A 14,956-nucleotide genomic window follows, 5' to 3' on the forward strand; every position below is an offset into this window, starting at 1 on the left:
GATCGCCGTCGCTGGGATCGCCGCCGTCGCTGGCCTCGTCGGTCGGATCGGGTGCCACGGCGATCACCCCCGTCGGCGGTAGACCACGACCGCGGCGATCACGCCCACGACGACGAGCACGGGAATCAGCGGGAAGCCGCCCTGCTGGGGCGACTGCGGCCGGCCGGCGGAGCCGTTGGTCACCGGGATCTCGGTCGTGTACGTCCGTTCGACGCCGTCGACGACGTAGCTCACCTCGACCGGGACCGCAGAGACGTTGCCGGTGACGGTCGTCGAGAGACCGAACGAGGAGAAGTCGCTCGCGTCGATCGAGCCGACGAAGCGGTTGGCCGTCCCGACCGCCTCGGCGTCCGCGGTGGAGACGACGACCGACTCCACGTCGTCCGAGCCGACGTTGCTCGCCGTCGCGGAGATCTCGATCGAGCCGCCGCGATCGACCGCCTCGACGCCCGTGAGGACGACTTCGCCGGGGTTGGCCGGCTCGTCGAACGTCGCCCGGAACCGCTCGGTGACCCGTTTCCGGGTCGCGCCGTCGGTGTAGGCGAAGGTCACGTTCACGGGGTAGGTGCCGCTCTCGGCGACGCGAGCGGGGAACTCGAAGGTCGTCGTCTCGCCGGCGTCAAGCCGGGACCGTACGCGCTCGGCGACGGTGAAGTTCGCGACCGGTGAGGTCGCGCTGACGGCGACCTGACTCACGTCCGCGTCCAGGCCGTTCGCGACGGTGACGTTCACCGGTCGCGTCGCGCCGGGCAGCCCTTCGGCGACGGCGAGGGCGAGTTGCGGGCCGTCGACGGCCCTGTCGTCGCTGGCGGGGTCCAGTTGGACGGCGCGCTCGAGCGTCCGCGTCTGTCCCATCGCGTTCGTGTAGGTGAGCGTCGCCGTGACGGCCCCGGCCCCCGCCTCGGGGACCGTCCCGCTGAAGTCGAAGCTGCGCTTCTGGCCGGCCTCGAGGACCGCGTCCAGGCGCTGGGTGTCGTCGACGGCCACGTTCGTCCCGTCGACGACGAGGTCGAGGTTTCGGATCGGGTCGAGGCCGCCGTTCGAGACGTTGACCGTCAGTTCGCGCGCGTTCCCGACCGAGCCGGTCACGTCGACGCTCATCTTCGGCCCGCTCTCGGTGACGACGACCGTGACGGGGTAGTTGAACCGGATCAGTTCCTCGTCGGTCGTCTCGGCGACGACGGTCAGCTCCAGGCGCTTGACGCCCGGCTCTTCGAACGTCGTCGTCAGCGGCACCGTCACGGAGCCGCCGGGGGTGAGCGTCCCGACGTCGCTGACCGAGCCGCGGCTGTTCGCGTCGTTCGCGCTCCCCAGGCGGACGCTACGGACGTCCGCCACTTCGGGGCTGGTCTCGGCGTTCGAGATGCGCGCGCTGATCTCGATCAGTTCGCCGGGTGCGGGCTGTGACGGCGTGACCGTCACCTCGTCGAGCGACACCTGTGGCTCCGAGGCGGTCGAGGGCTGGGTCGCATTGACGGCGACTGGGTCGGCCGCGGCGGGCGTCGTGACCGCCGCGAGCGCGACCGCGATAACGGCCGCAGCGGCGACCGCGGCCGGTCGGGTGGCTGCCGGATTCATGGTCGATACGTCTCGGTGGAGGGGCAATCGGGGACCATGCTGCTGTCACTCGCATGGCAACGTCTACCCATTAGTGTTTTTTCAAATGTCGCCGTCACGAACGTCGCCGGGGGGCGACCCCGGAATCGGTCACGATGTCGCAAATTTATTAACAATGAGGTAGAACGGCAGATTGTTGATTAACAATGGTAACTGAAACGGAGGGCGGACGATGAGAGACCAGTTCGCAGTCGAGGGTGACACGGCCATCGTGACGGGCGCGTCCCAGGGAATCGGTCGGTCGATCGCGGAGCGCTTCGCCGACGACGGCGCGGACGTCGTCATCTGCTCGCGCGAGCAGGAGAAGGTCGACGGGGTCGCCGAAGACATCAACGCGACCGACGGCGGCGAGTGTCTCGCCATCGAGTGTGACGTGACCGACCGCGACGCGGTCGACGCGCTGGTCGAGGCCACCGTCGAGGAGTTCGGCGGCGTCGATATCCTCGTCAACAACGCCGGAGCCTCCTTCATGGCCAACTTCGAGGGCATCAGCGAGAACGGCTGGAAGACCATCGTGGACATCAACCTCCACGGGACCTACCACTGCACGCAGGCCGCCGGCGAGGTCATGCGCGAAGGCGACGGCGGGACCATCGTCAACTTCGCCAGCGTCGCCGGCCAGGACGGCGCCCCGTTCATGAGCCACTACGCCGCCGCCAAGGCCGCGGTCATCAACCTGACCAAGACCCTGGCCTTCGAGTGGTCCGACGACCAGGTCCGCGTCAACTGCATCGCGCCCGGCTTCGTCGCCACCCCCGGCGTCGCGAGCCAGATGGGCGTCACCGCCGACGAGATCGACCGCGAGGACATCGACCGCCGGATCGGTCTGAGCGAGGAGATCGCCGACGTCGCGCAGTTCCTCGCGAGCGAGGCCTCCTCGTACGTCACGGGCCAGACCATCACCGCGAAGGGCGTCCCGGACATCATGGAAGACCCCGGGACCTAGCGCGGCCGAACGCACACGTCGTTTTTTACCGCCGGGGGGGTACGGTCAGATATGGACGAGTCACGGCCGCTCGACCGCCTCCGGGAGAACCTCACGGGCATCGTCTCGACGCTCGTCACGGGGATCTGGCTCGCCGCCATGTTCCTCGACCAGTCCTGGTGGCTCGGGTTCATGCTGTTCGGCTACGTCGTCCTCGTCCCGCTGACCGCGGTCCTGTTCGGCGACGAGGGCGACTTCGAGGCGTGGTGGGACTCCGACGCGGAGCGCGATCCGGAGACGACTCCCAACGATCGGACGGAGTCCGAGGACCCGCTGACCACGCTCCGGGAACGGTACGCCCGCGGAGAGTTGACCGACGAACAGTTCGAGCGAAAACTCGAACGGCTGCTGGAGACCGAGACGCTCGAAGACGCGGCCGAAGGGGTCGGGGCGGACGCGGCCGACTCGCGCTCGACCGTCACCGGGTCCGCCGACCGCAAACAGGAGCGCGAACGGTCCGACTGAGGCGGCAAGTTATTTCCCGAACCGGGCCGGTGTCCGTGTATGGCACGTGACGTCTTCTTGCCGGTAGCCGCACAGCCCAGCGTCGACGCGCTGGTCGAACAGGCTCAGACGGCCGAGCGACTCGGGTACGACCGCGCCTGGCTCCCGGAGACCTGGGGCCGGGACGCGGTGACGACGCTGACGAGCATCGCCCACGGGACCGAGGAGATCGGCATCGGCACCTCGATCATGCCGATTTACTCGCGCTCGGCCGCCCTCATCGGCCAGACCGCCGCGACGCTCCAGGAAGTGTCGGACGGCCGGTTCCGCCTCGGACTCGGCCCCTCCGGCCCCATCGTCATCGAGAACTGGCACGGGCAGGACTTCGCCAACCCGCTGAAGTACACCCGCGAGACCGTCGACGTGGTCAAGCAGGTCCTCTCGGGCGAACGAGTCAGCTACGACGGCGAGTACTTCGACCTCGACGGGTTCCGACTGCGCTGTGAGCCGCCGGAGCCGGTCCCGAAGATCGACGCGGCAGGGATGGGTCCCAAGTCCGTCGAGCTCGCGGGCCGCTTCTCCGACGGCTGGCACGCATTAATGCTCACGAAGGAGGGAATCCGCGACCGGATGGAGGACTTCGACCACGGGTCGGACCTGGGCGATCAGGACCGGAGCGAGCAGCAGGTGACGCTCTCGCTGACCTGCTGCGTCGACGAGGACCGCGAGCGCGCCCGGCGCCTGGTCAAGCAGCATATCTGCTTCTACGTCGGCGGCATGGGCACCTTCTACCGCGACGCGATCGCCCGGCAGGGCTACGAGGACCTCGCCTACGAGATAGCCGACAACTGGAACGACGGCGACCGCGACCGCCTCGTCGCGGAGTTCCCCGACGAGTTGCTCGACGAACTCGCCATCGCGGGGACCCCCGAGGAGTGCGCCGACCGCATCGACGAGTTCGAGGCGATCGACGGCGTCACCTCGGCCTCGGTCTCCTTCCCGCGCGCCGCAGACCAGGACGACATCCAGCGGACGATCGAGACGCTGGCGCCCGAGAACTGAACGGTCCGACTCGCGTCCGTCTTCGGTAGCTTCACCACGTTTTTCCGACGGTCCGTCCGACAGCGGCGTCGCCAAACGCCGACCTCGTTCGGAGTTCTCGGTTCGTTAGCACGACTCGCATGGCTGGTATTGTCACCTTTGGCCACCTGTCACACACCTTTGTTAAGTAAATTCTGTATTACTCTAACAGATTACGCATGAAAGTCTATTTATGCCACAAACGGTAACTTGGTTTCTATGAGTGGTAGATCCACAGGAGACGGTATCGATCGCCGGTCGTTCGTGAAGGGTTCGGTCGGGGCAGCCGGTCTCGTCGGCACGGCGGGACTCGCCGGGTGTTTCGGTGACGACGGCAGCGGGAGCGGTGAGGGCCCGGGTGCGGACGGCGAGATGGTGATGACGACCTCGACGCAGGACACCGCCGCCTACACGATGAGTACGGTCATCGCGAACGTCGTCAACCAGAACAACGACACGGTGAGCGTGCAGGCTCAGCCGAGCGAGGGGACAAACGCCAACATCGGTCGGCTCAGCCAGGACCAGTCCGACATCGTCTACATCCAGAACTGGACGGCGAGCAAGATCGCAAACGGTGAGGACCCGTTCGGGGACCTCGATTTCACTCCGGTTCAGACGTTCCACCTGTACGATCTGGCCTGGTTCCTCTGTTCGGCCAACGCCGACTGGCAGAGTATCTCCGACATCGGCTCCGGCGACCGCGTCTCACCGACCCCGAGCGGCTCGGGGACCGCGGAGATGCTCGAGTACGCCCTCGGCTTCGAGACGGACGAGTACGAACGGGTCAGCATCGGCTACGGCGAACAGGGGAGTGCGATGAGCGAGGGTCGTCTCGACGCCGGGGCCGGCACGTTCATCAATCTCGCCGTCGAGCCGAGCTGGCTCCAGCAGATGAAGAGTACGGTCGATCTGCGCCTGCTCCAGTTCCCCGAGAACGTGGTTTCGGAACTCGAGGCGGATCCGGCGATCATCATGAGCGAAGTCGACACGACGGAGTTCGACGGCTACGGGTACGCGCCCGACACGCTGAACACGCCGGCGCTCGCGTACAACTTCGTCACCCGGGACGACTTCGACTACGACACCCTCTATACGTTCCTGGAGACGCTGTGGGACAACCGTGACGGCCTGGGCGACGAGAACGCCCTGCTCGGACGGATGGAAGAAGGCGAGTTCTGGATGGAGAACGGTTACACGACCCTCCCGTTCCATCCCGCCGCGGCCGACTTCTACCAGGAACAGGGCGTCTGGAACGACGACTACGAGGTCGCCGAGCAGTAGCGACCGGATCCGATTCCGCAACCACGATTTGGATACATACGATGACTGATACCACAACCGAACCCGAGGGCCCGTCGATACGCGAGGAGTTCGGTGCCTTCAGCGAACGGGGGATCGTCGAACAGGTACTGCTCGTATTGATCACGCTCATCGGCGTCGGCCTGACCGCCGTGACGCTGTACTTCGCCTGGGAACGCCCGATCGTTCGGGCCAAGTTCGCCGTCGGCTTTTTCGGTGCCGGAACCGCCCTGTACTACCTCTCGCGGGCGCTGGCCGTCGCCGAAGATCCGACCGACCGCGGCGACGGGACGATGTTGACGAACTGGCTCTCCGACCGGCCGTTCCGGTACGTCAGGACCGCCGATGGGATCCTCTGTGGCGTCCTCGCCGCCGCCGGGGCCCTCGCGAGCTACCACGTCTTCACGAGCTACGCCCGCCTCGACGGTCCCGCCCTCATCTCCGGGTTCCAGAACGTCGACCTGTACGTCGGGCTGGTGATCGTCGCGCTGGCCATCGACGCCACGCGACGGGCTTACGGCTGGTCGATCGCGCTGGTGGCCGTCGGCTCCGTACTGTACGCGTTCTTCGGCGACCTGATGCCTGGCTTCCTCCAGCATCCGGGTTTCTCCCTCGAAGGCATCGCGACCTACGGCGCCGTCCGGCTCACCGGCGCGTTCGGCTTCATCATGGAGATCGGCGCGACCTGGGTCGCCATCTTCATCATGTTCGCCGGCCTGGCCCGCGAGTTCGGCGCGCTCGACGTGATCCTCGGCCTCGGGCAGAAACTCGGTGAGAACCTGAAAAGCGGCGTCGTCCACGTCGCCGTCATCTCCAGTATGGCGATGGGATCGATCACCGGGAGCGCGGCCGCCAACGCCGCGACCACTGGGTCGTTCACCATCCCGATGATGAAAGAACAGGGCGTTCGGAAGGACTTCGCGGCCGCCATCGAGAGCGTCGCCTCCTCCGGTGGGCAGATCATGCCCCCCGTCATGGGCGTCGCCGCCTTCCTGATGGCCGACATCCTCGGTGTGGCCTACGTCCGGGTCATCCAGGCCGCGATCATCCCGGCACTCCTGTTTTACTTCTCGGTGGGCGTCGCGGTCCAGTTCGCCGTCCTCCGGTACGAGTGGACCACGGAGAACACGGACGGCCCCGGTATTCTGGCCGCCCTCTTCAGCCGGAGTGCGCTCCTAAAATCGCTGTACGCGCTGGTCGTCGTGGGCGCCTTCTACGCGACCAGATTTGCAGTCGGCTACGGCATCCTCCAGTCGGCCGCGGCCGCCGTCGCCGCGCTCGTCCTCGCCCGCCTGCTCCAGGCCCTCGCCCTGCAGGGTCGTGACGGTACCAGTGCAGTCGAGGACTTCGCCGGTGCCATCGACCGCTTCTTCGACGGCGCGCACTTCGCCATCCCGATGTCCGTGCTGGTCTACACGCTGGTCGTCATGCAGCTCTCGCCGATGGCCGCGGGGCTGTACACGTCCCTGACGATGATCGGGACGATGGTCATCGGGAACCCGGTCGCGGCGCTGGCCCGCAACCTCGGCGGTCTCACCGACGCCGGTGACGGCGCCGACGCGACGGCCTCGGGCGTCGCAGTCGGAACCGCCGTCGAACGGACGCTGTACACGTTCGTAGAAACCGTCTACACGACGCTCAAGGGGTTCCGCCGCGGGGCGATGGACATGGCCCCGCTGGTGGGCGTCCTCGCCGCGATGGGCGTCATCATCAGCATGCTCACCCAGACCGGGCTGACCTCCGAGATCAGCGTCCGGATGGTCGCGCTCGGTGGCGGTGTCCTGCTGGTCGTACTCATCCTGGCGATGATAACGAGCATCCTGTTCGGCCTCGGGATGCCGACGCCCGCGGCGTATATCCTCGTGGCGACGCTGCTGGTGAGTCCGCTCGTGCAACTGGGCGTCACCGAGATCACCGCCCACCTGTTCGTGTTCTACTTCGCGATGCTGTCGGCGATCACGCCGCCGGTCGCGGTCGGCGTCGCCGTCGGCTCGCGGATCGCCAACAGCGGGTTCATGATCTCGGCCAAGCAGTCGCTGCGAATCGGTGCGGCCGGCTTCCTGATCCCGTTCGCGCTGGTCGTCAACGACAGCCTCGTCAACTGGTCGCTGACCGGGACGCCGGTGTCGGCGTTCTGCGTCTTCGTCGGCGTCGTCGCGCTGACGGCGACCACCATCGGCTTCGACGGTCGCCACGTCCTGGGCCTTCCACACCGCGCCGCGTACCTCGCGCTGTCGCTGACCGCGATGTTCGCGCCAGGCCTGGCGGCCTTCGTCGGGTTCGGCGCGTCGACGATGCTCCAGCTCACCGCCGCCGCCGTGGCGCTGACCGGCCTGGTGCTGGTGCAACTCGACCGCCTCCCCGGCGCGTTCACGCCGGCCGCCGAAGTGCAGAACAGGTGAACGGCCGGGTGCCGTTCCGTCCGCCGTCGACATTCTTTTCTCGAGACAGATCCCAGTGTCACCGATGCGAACGCGAACCGCCGCCGGCCTCGCCGGCCTGCTGGTGGCCGGCATGGCCGCCCTGAGCCTGCTGGTCGGCCCCGAGTTACCCGAGACCATGGTGACCCACTGGGACGCGAGCGGCACCCCGGACGGGACGATGCCGAAGCTGCTAGGCCAGTTCTTCCTCCCGTTGCTGACGGCGGGCGTCGTCGCGCTCCTGTTCGTCGCGCCGCGGCTCGATCCGTCGGCCGAGCAGGACGCGTCGTTCCGCGCCGTCTACGACGCCTTCGTCGTCGTCCTGACCGCGTTCCTGGCCGTCGTCCACGTCGCGGTCCTGGGCATCAACCTGGGCCACGAGGTTCCCGTCGTCTCGATCGTCTCCATCTGCGTCGGCTGCCTCGTCTACGCCGTCGGAGTCGTCCTGCCCCAGACGCAGCCGAACTGGGTCGTCGGGATCCGGACGCCGTGGACGCTCGCCGACGAGACGGTCTGGGAGCGCACTCACGACCGGGGAGCGACGCTGTTCAAACTCTCGGGAGCCGTCGCCTTCCTCGGCGCCGTCGTTCCCGAGTACGCCGTCTACGTGATCGTCGGCCCGCTGCTGGCGTCGGCGGCAGCGTTGACGGGCTACTCCAACTATCTGTACCGACAGCGCCCGGGCCCAGAGGACGGGACGACTGTCTGAGGGTACAGGCCCGCCGCTGGCGGTCCCGACCGCGAAGCGCCTGGCGCCTTCGAGGTATCAATGTTGATTTCCAGGCGACGGATACTTTTTCGGCACCTCCGTACCGTATCCATGCACGCGTCGGATGGGCTCGACGTCCTCGTCGTCGACGATAGCGACTTCTTCGCGAACGTGACGGCGGACAAACTCGAGACGGACCACGGGATCAGGACCAGGACCGCAAACAGCGGGAAAGCGGCGCTGGCCGTGCTCTCGGAGCACTCGGTCGACTGCGTCGTGAGCGACTACGAGATGCCGGAGATGAGCGGGCTCGAACTGTACCGGCAGGTCGAGGAGCGCTACGGCATCCCGTTCGTCATGGTGACCGGGGCGGGCGACGAGACGGTCGCGAGTAACGCGATGAGCGCCGGCGTCGACGAGTACTTCAGGAAAGACGAGATCGCCGCCCAGGAACACCTCGAACTCCTGGCGAACCGGATCCGGAACGTCGTCGCCCAGCAACGGGCCGGCCAGCGGTACGAACTGCTCGTCGACAACACGCCCGACGTGATTCTCAACGTCGACACCGACGGCCGAATCGCCGCGGCGAACGCGGCCGCAGCGAGGTCATTCGGCAGTGAGGCGTCGGAACTGGTCGGCAAGCACCTCACGGCGGTGCTCCCCGAGGCGGTCGCGTCGGGACGAATCGAGGAGGGCGAGCGAGCGATCACGTCCGGCAGCGCCGTCACGTTTCAGGACGGCATCGGCGTCCGCCGCTTTCACAACATCGCGGTCCCCGTCGACCGGGGGAGCGGGAACGACTCGTTCCAGCTCATCTCCCGGGACATCACCCAGCAGAAGCGTCGTGAGGGCGAACTCGAAGCCACGACCGAGGAGCTCTCGGTCATCAATCGACTGGTGCGCCACGACATCAACAACGACGTCCAGCTGCTGATCGGCTGGTCCGAGGTGGCGAAACAGGACGCCGAGGGTCGCCCGCGCGAGTACCTCGACCGAATCGAGAAGACCAGCTACCACATCGCGGAACTGACCGACGTCGTCGGCGACCTGGTCGATTCGATCGCCCACGGGGAGTCTTTCGACCTCGAACCCATCGCGCTCGCCCCACTGCTCGACACGGAGATCGAGAAGCGACGGTCGGTCGACGACAGCGCGACGATCACGGTCCTGGGCGAGGTTCCCGACGTGGCGGTCGCCGCGAACGAACTGCTCACCTCGGTCGTGGGCAACCTCCTGAACAACGCCGTGCGTCACAACGACGCCGCCGACCCGAATGTCTGGGTCACCGTCGAGGAGACCGACGAGAGCGTGACTCTCACCGTCGCCGACGACGGCCCCGGCATCCCCGACGACCGGGAAGACGAAATCTTCGGCAAGGGCGAGATGGGGATCGAGAGCCCCGGGACGGGGATGGGCCTGTACCTCGTCGACCGACTGCTCAGCGAGTACGGGGGCCGCGTCTGGGTCGAGGACCGCGCCGAGGTCGGCCTCGGGCCGACGGCGTCCGACGACGCCCGCGGCGCCGCGTTCAGGGTCGAGTTACGGAAAGCCGAGGCCGACCGCGATCGGACCGATTAACACTGTTTCGGGAACCGACCGGCTGACCGACCAGTCGGCGGCGCGAAATCGGCGGAGGTTAACTATTTTGGGGGTGCCCGCCGGAGAGACAGTATCCCCATGACATCGTACACGGGCTCGGACCTGTTCGTCGACGCGCTGGAGCAGTACGGCGTCGAGCACGTCTTCGGCAACCCCGGGACGACCGAACTGCCGGTGCTCGAAGCCATCAGCCGGAGCGACCTCGAGTACGTGCTCGGCCTGCACGAGGACATCGCGGTCGGGATGGCCTCGGGCTACGCCAGTACGCGCCGCTATCACGCCGAGGACGACCCGAACGTCATGCCGGCGGGCGTCGTCAACCTCCACATCACACCGGGCCTGGCGCACGGGACCGGCAACACGTACGCATCCAAGTTCGCCGGGACGCCGCTGGTCATCACCGCGGGTAACCACGAGCGGGACTTCCGCCACGAGGAACCGCTGCTCCACGGCGAACTGGAGGAACTCGTCGACCAGTTCACGAAGTGGTCCGACGAAGTCCTCGACGTGAGTGCGCTCCCGACGATGCTCCGCCGGGCTTTCCGCGTCGCGCTGACGCCACCGACCGGCCCCGTGTTCCTCGCGCTCCCGCAGGACGTCATGCTCTCCGAGACAGATCCGGACGCCATCGAGCCGCTGGGTCCGATCCCGAACGCCGGCCGGGGCGACGCCGCACAGATCGAGCGGGCGACCGACCTCCTCGTCGAGGCCGACAACCCGGTGCTGATCCTCGGTGACCACGTCGCCCGCTCGGGGGCCGACGCCGTCGACTCGGCCGTCGACTTCGCCGAGGCCGCCGGCGCGCGCGTCCACGCCGAGATCCTGGCCTGCGAGGTGAACTTCCCCGGCGAGCACCCGCAGTGGATCTCCCACATCCCGCCGAACGAGGGGCTCGCGAGTATGCTGATGGACACCGACACGCTGGTGTTCGTCGGCACCTCGACCCACACGACCCTGCTGAACCACGAGGACGCCCTCGTCGACAGCGACACGACCTGCATCTCCATCTCGGACGACGCCTGGGAGGTCGGGAAGAACCACCCGGTCCAGGCCGCCGTCGTCGGCGACCCCGGCCTGGTGATGGAGCAACTGGCCGAACGCCTCGAGGCCCGCCTCGACGACGACGAGCGCGACCGCCGGATCCAGTCCGTCGAGACGACGAAGCAGTCGCTGGCCGGCACGATCCAGTCGATGAGCGAGGACGACAAGCCGGAGGGCGACGACCGCGCCTCGAAGGCGGAACTCGTCGACGCGCTCAAGGAGACCGCGCCGGACGCCTACGTCGTCGACGAGGGCGTCACCGCGAAGTACCCCCTCCTGATCCGCTGGGAGATGGAGGCCCAGCAGATGATCTCGAACAAGGGCGGCGGCCTGGGGTACGGCCTGCCGGCCTCCATCGGCGCGGCCCTGGCCGAGTCGATGCGCGACGATCCCCGCGACGTGGTGGGCTACGTCGGCGACGGCTCCTACCTCTACTACCCCCACTCGATGTACACGGCGGCGCGACACGACCTCGATCTGACCGTCGTGATCCCGGACAACCGCAACTACCGCATCCTGAAGGACAACACGATCAACATCTTCGGCGGGACCGACGAGGACTACGACTACGTGGGGATGGACTTCGAGCCGCCCGTGGACCTGGTGAAAAACGCCGAGAGTCACGGCGCACGCGGCCATCGCGTCGAGACGGCCGACGAGATCGCCGACACCTTCGAGGCCGCACTCGAACGGGACGGCCCCGACGTGCTGGACGTCTTCGTCCACGACTGACCGGCATCGCGGCCCCCCGGTCGGTCGCAAACGTGTCGGTTCGACGGATATTTATCGCGGCGCGCGGTTCCGCCGGGTAGTGACCGCGGCCGTCTCCGTCGGTGCCTTCGTCGACACCGACGCGCGATCGGAGGGTGCAGGGGTGGTTCCGTGAAGAACCCGCTCGTCCGCGTGACCCGCAGCGAGCACGCCCAGCGGGCCTACGATGCCCTCGCCGAACTCGGGATCACCGCCGCCAAGATGGATCAGTACGTCCGCGACCTCGACGCGGTCCCGGAACCGACGGCGCCGGCGGGGGTCGAACTGGACTGCCAGCGCGCCGGCGACCTCGACCGGACCGAGGCCGACACGTTCGTCGAACCCGCGCCGATCGATCGGGTGGTGACCGCCCGCGACGGCGACGACCTGCTCGGGTACCTCTTCGTGAGCCACAACCGGCCGGTGTACGTCGAGGCGCTAGATGCCGAGCGGCTGTTCGACGGCGCGTACCTCTGGCGGCTCTACGTCGACCCGGACGCCCGGAACCGGGGGATCGCGACAGCGCTCGTCACCCGCGGCCTGCGCGAGGCGGCGTCACAGGGGGCTGAACGGGCCAGTGCGCTCGTCGCGATGGACAACACCCCCTCCAAGCGAGTGTTCGCGGCCAACGGGTTCGAGCCGAACGAGCGTGTGAACTACTACCGCCTGTTCGGGTTCGAGCGCCGGAGCTCCCGCGAGCTGTGAGAGACGCCCCCGAACGGGGGCCTCACGAGACCTACATTTCACCTATAGTTACTTTTATTGTCGATGTCAGCGAGCCACAACTAAGGGGAAGGGGTCATGGCCGACGAGAAAAACCACGTTCGGGCCGCGGTGCGGGACGTTCGGCGTCGGGTCGACAGGCGGAAGCCGTCGGGAGACGAGGAGTACCTGCTGTTCAGACTCGGGATCGCGGACTACATCAGCCTGGTCGCGCTGTTTTTCGGCTGGACGGCGACGATACTCGTCGTGTCGGGCGAGCCCAACTGGGCGCTGGTCACGATGCTCGTCGCGTTCGCGTTCGACAAACTCGACGGGTTCTACGCCCGGACGTTCGGCGAGCCGACGACGATGGGCCGGCACATCGACGCCTTCATCGACGTGTTCACCTACCTGGTGCCGGCCGTGGCCCTCTATCACTTCGTCCTGTCACCGCACACTTCCCTCAGCGTCGTGGTGGGGTTCGTCGTGCTGGCCTTCGGCCTCCTGCGACTCGTTCGCTTCGCCAGCGAGGGCCTCGAAGACGACGACGGGACCAGCTACTACCGCGGGATCACCGTCGTCCACGTCAACGTGCTCGTCGTCGCGAACTACTTCCTCGCGGCATTCGTCGGGTTCTGGAACGGCTGGCTGGCCGCCGCCTCGATCCTCCTCGCCGCGCCGCTGATGATCTCGAACTACCGGAGTTACAAGACCGCGAGCAGCCACACCGTCGTCGCCCTGCTCGCCCTCCTGCTCGTCGGCCTCGCGCTCGTCCTCGAGTTCGGGCTCGGTTTCTGAGGTCAGTCGTCGCTCTCCGCCCGAACTCGCTCACCCTTCGCCGTCTCCGGAAAGATCTTCCCCGGGTTCAGCGTGTCCTTCGGATCGAGCGCGCGCTTGATCGCGCGCATCGCCTCGACGCTCTCCTCGCCGTGTTCGCCGACCAGGTACTTCCGCTTCCCGCGGCCGACGCCGTGTTCGCCGGTGCAAGTCCCACCCATCTCGATGGCCCGCTCGACGATGTCGGTGTAGACCGCCTCGCCAGTCGCGATCGTTTCGGGGTCGTTCAGATTCACCATCACCGAGTAGTGGACGTTGCCGTCGCCGGCGTGGCCGAAGCAGGGCACCACGATGTCGTCTTCGGCCCCCCGGTCCTTCGCGAAGCGGATGATCTCGGGGAGTTTGCTGATCGGGACCGTCACGTCGCCGGGGTGGAGCGGCTGGAGGTCGGGGTCCCAGACCTGGATCGCGAAGGCGAGTTCGCGGCGGGCCTTCCAGAGGCCGTCCATTTCCTCCTCGTCGGCCATCTCGAAGCGCTCGACGTCGTGGCCCTCGAAGATCGACCGACAGTAGTCGATCTCCTCGTCGATGCCGTGGTTGGCGTGGAACTCGAGGAAGACCATCGGGTCCGCGGGGATGTCTGCGTCGCCGTCGGCGTAGGCGGCGGCTATCTCCGCGCTCACGTCGTCGACGAGTTCGATCTTGGCCACGTCGACGCCCGACTGGACGGCGTCCATGACCGCCTCCGCGGCGTCGTCGAGGGCGGGAAAGACCGCGCGGCCGCCGCGGATCTGCTGCGGTCTGCCCTCCAGTTCCAGGGTCGCCCGCGTCACGACCGCCAGGGTGCCCTCGCTGCCGACGAGCAGTTCCTTGAGATTGTAGCCGCTCGAGGTCTTGACGGCCTTCGAGCCGGCGGTTATCACGGAGCCGTCGGCGAGCACCGCCTCCAGTTCGAGCACCCAGTCCGCGACTTCGCCGTACTTGACGGTCTGCATCCCGCTCGCGTCGTTCGCGATCATCCCGCCGATGGTCGAGATGTCGCCCGAGGAGGGCAACGGCGGGAAGAAGAGACCGTGGCTCGCGGCTTCCTCGTCCACGACCGTCCCCATCACCCCCGGCTGGACGTCGATCTGGAAGTCCTCGGGCCGGACGTCGAGCACGTCGTTCATCCGGGTCACGTCCATGCTGACCCCCTCGTACTCGGGGACGGGGTTCCCCTCCAGGCTCGTGCCTGCGGCGTAGGGAGTTACGGGTACGCCGCGTTCGTTGGCGGCGGAGAGAACCGCCGAGACGTCCTCGGTGGATTCGGGCCAGACGACGGCGTCTGGTGTGACGCTCGTGCCCGCCGCGTCCGAGGCCCAGTCGCCGGCGTGGTTGTCCCGGTCCGAGTCCCCGAACGACACCTGCTCCTCGGGGAGGACGTCCGTCAGGAACGAACAGTCGTGTGGCATGTCCTACATCCCCGTCCGGGTCGGCTTAAATCCACGCCGTCACGACGCGGGCGGCCGTCCCCGGCCGGGCCCGGGCGGTCGG

The 14,956-nt window shown here is 67.5% G+C and carries 12 protein-coding genes; 10 read left to right on the forward strand and 2 right to left on the reverse strand.

Going from position 1 to position 14,956, the window contains the following annotated elements:
* Positions 1–63: 63 nt before the first annotated feature.
* On the reverse strand, positions 64–1,578 hold the full coding sequence (locus tag U5918_RS01805) for a COG1361 family protein (protein WP_335999037.1): 1,515 nt from the start codon (positions 1,576–1,578) through the stop codon (positions 64–66).
* A gap of 211 nt (positions 1,579–1,789) precedes the next feature.
* Here U5918_RS01805 and U5918_RS01810 point away from each other — a divergent pair, with 211 nt between their 5' ends.
* The 10 genes from U5918_RS01810 (at position 1,790) to U5918_RS01855 (ending at position 13,444) form a co-directional block, all read left to right on the forward strand.
* Positions 1,790–2,563 (forward strand): SDR family NAD(P)-dependent oxidoreductase, encoded by a 774-nt coding sequence (locus U5918_RS01810; RefSeq protein WP_335999039.1) that lies wholly within the window; start codon positions 1,790–1,792, stop codon positions 2,561–2,563.
* Between the two features lie 51 nt (positions 2,564–2,614).
* Positions 2,615–3,067: an SHOCT domain-containing protein gene (locus U5918_RS01815; RefSeq protein WP_335999041.1), complete on the forward strand. Its 453-nt coding sequence runs from the start codon at positions 2,615–2,617 to the stop codon at positions 3,065–3,067.
* Positions 3,068–3,106: 39 nt separating this feature from the next.
* A complete protein-coding gene (locus tag U5918_RS01820; protein ID WP_335999043.1) occupies positions 3,107–4,108 on the forward strand; it encodes a TIGR04024 family LLM class F420-dependent oxidoreductase in 1,002 nt (333 codons plus the stop codon).
* A gap of 237 nt (positions 4,109–4,345) precedes the next feature.
* Entirely contained in the window at positions 4,346–5,407 is a 1,062-nt protein-coding gene (locus U5918_RS01825; RefSeq protein WP_335999045.1) for a TAXI family TRAP transporter solute-binding subunit, read from the forward strand.
* Between the two features lie 41 nt (positions 5,408–5,448).
* A complete protein-coding gene (locus U5918_RS01830; protein WP_335999046.1) occupies positions 5,449–7,827 on the forward strand; it encodes a TRAP transporter permease in 2,379 nt (792 codons plus the stop codon).
* A gap of 64 nt (positions 7,828–7,891) precedes the next feature.
* Positions 7,892–8,554, forward strand: a complete 663-nt coding sequence (locus U5918_RS01835; RefSeq protein ID WP_335999047.1) for an SdpI family protein — start codon at positions 7,892–7,894, stop codon at positions 8,552–8,554.
* Between the two features lie 111 nt (positions 8,555–8,665).
* Positions 8,666–10,132: an ATP-binding protein gene (locus U5918_RS01840; RefSeq protein ID WP_335999048.1), complete on the forward strand. Its 1,467-nt coding sequence runs from the start codon at positions 8,666–8,668 to the stop codon at positions 10,130–10,132.
* 99 nt (positions 10,133–10,231) lie between these two features.
* Positions 10,232–11,926, forward strand: a complete 1,695-nt coding sequence (locus U5918_RS01845) for a thiamine pyrophosphate-binding protein (RefSeq protein ID WP_335999049.1) — start codon at positions 10,232–10,234, stop codon at positions 11,924–11,926.
* Positions 11,927–12,076: 150 nt separating this feature from the next.
* Positions 12,077–12,649: a GNAT family N-acetyltransferase gene (locus tag U5918_RS01850; RefSeq protein WP_335999050.1), complete on the forward strand. Its 573-nt coding sequence runs from the start codon at positions 12,077–12,079 to the stop codon at positions 12,647–12,649.
* A 96-nt stretch (positions 12,650–12,745) separates the two neighbouring features.
* A complete protein-coding gene (locus U5918_RS01855) occupies positions 12,746–13,444 on the forward strand; it encodes a CDP-alcohol phosphatidyltransferase family protein (RefSeq protein WP_335999051.1) in 699 nt (232 codons plus the stop codon).
* Between the two features lie 2 nt (positions 13,445–13,446).
* Here the strand turns inward: U5918_RS01855 and U5918_RS01860 are convergent, their stop codons facing one another.
* Positions 13,447–14,874, reverse strand: a complete 1,428-nt coding sequence (locus U5918_RS01860) for an FAD-binding oxidoreductase (RefSeq protein WP_335999052.1) — start codon at positions 14,872–14,874, stop codon at positions 13,447–13,449.
* Positions 14,875–14,956: the final 82 nt, after the last annotated feature.

The organism is Halorientalis sp. LT38, from assembly GCF_037031225.1.
Taxonomy (GTDB): Archaea; Halobacteriota; Halobacteria; order Halobacteriales; family Haloarculaceae; genus Halorientalis; species Halorientalis halophila.

Coding starts and splice junctions, on each gene's coding strand:
- U5918_RS01825 (WP_335999045.1), top strand. CDS start 4,346: ATGAGTGGTAGATCCACAGGAGACGGTATCGATCGCCGGTCGTTCGTG.
- U5918_RS01835 (WP_335999047.1), top strand. CDS start 7,892: ATGCGAACGCGAACCGCCGCCGGCCTCGCCGGCCTGCTGGTGGCCGGC.
- U5918_RS01845 (WP_335999049.1), top strand. CDS start 10,232: ATGACATCGTACACGGGCTCGGACCTGTTCGTCGACGCGCTGGAGCAG.
- U5918_RS01860 (WP_335999052.1), bottom strand. CDS start 14,874: ATGCCACACGACTGTTCGTTCCTGACGGACGTCCTCCCCGAGGAGCAG.
- U5918_RS01810 (WP_335999039.1), top strand. CDS start 1,790: ATGAGAGACCAGTTCGCAGTCGAGGGTGACACGGCCATCGTGACGGGC.
- U5918_RS01855 (WP_335999051.1), top strand. CDS start 12,746: ATGGCCGACGAGAAAAACCACGTTCGGGCCGCGGTGCGGGACGTTCGG.
- U5918_RS01840 (WP_335999048.1), top strand. CDS start 8,666: ATGCACGCGTCGGATGGGCTCGACGTCCTCGTCGTCGACGATAGCGAC.
- U5918_RS01815 (WP_335999041.1), top strand. CDS start 2,615: ATGGACGAGTCACGGCCGCTCGACCGCCTCCGGGAGAACCTCACGGGC.
- U5918_RS01805 (WP_335999037.1), bottom strand. CDS start 1,578: ATGAATCCGGCAGCCACCCGACCGGCCGCGGTCGCCGCTGCGGCCGTT.
- U5918_RS01830 (WP_335999046.1), top strand. CDS start 5,449: ATGACTGATACCACAACCGAACCCGAGGGCCCGTCGATACGCGAGGAG.
- U5918_RS01820 (WP_335999043.1), top strand. CDS start 3,107: ATGGCACGTGACGTCTTCTTGCCGGTAGCCGCACAGCCCAGCGTCGAC.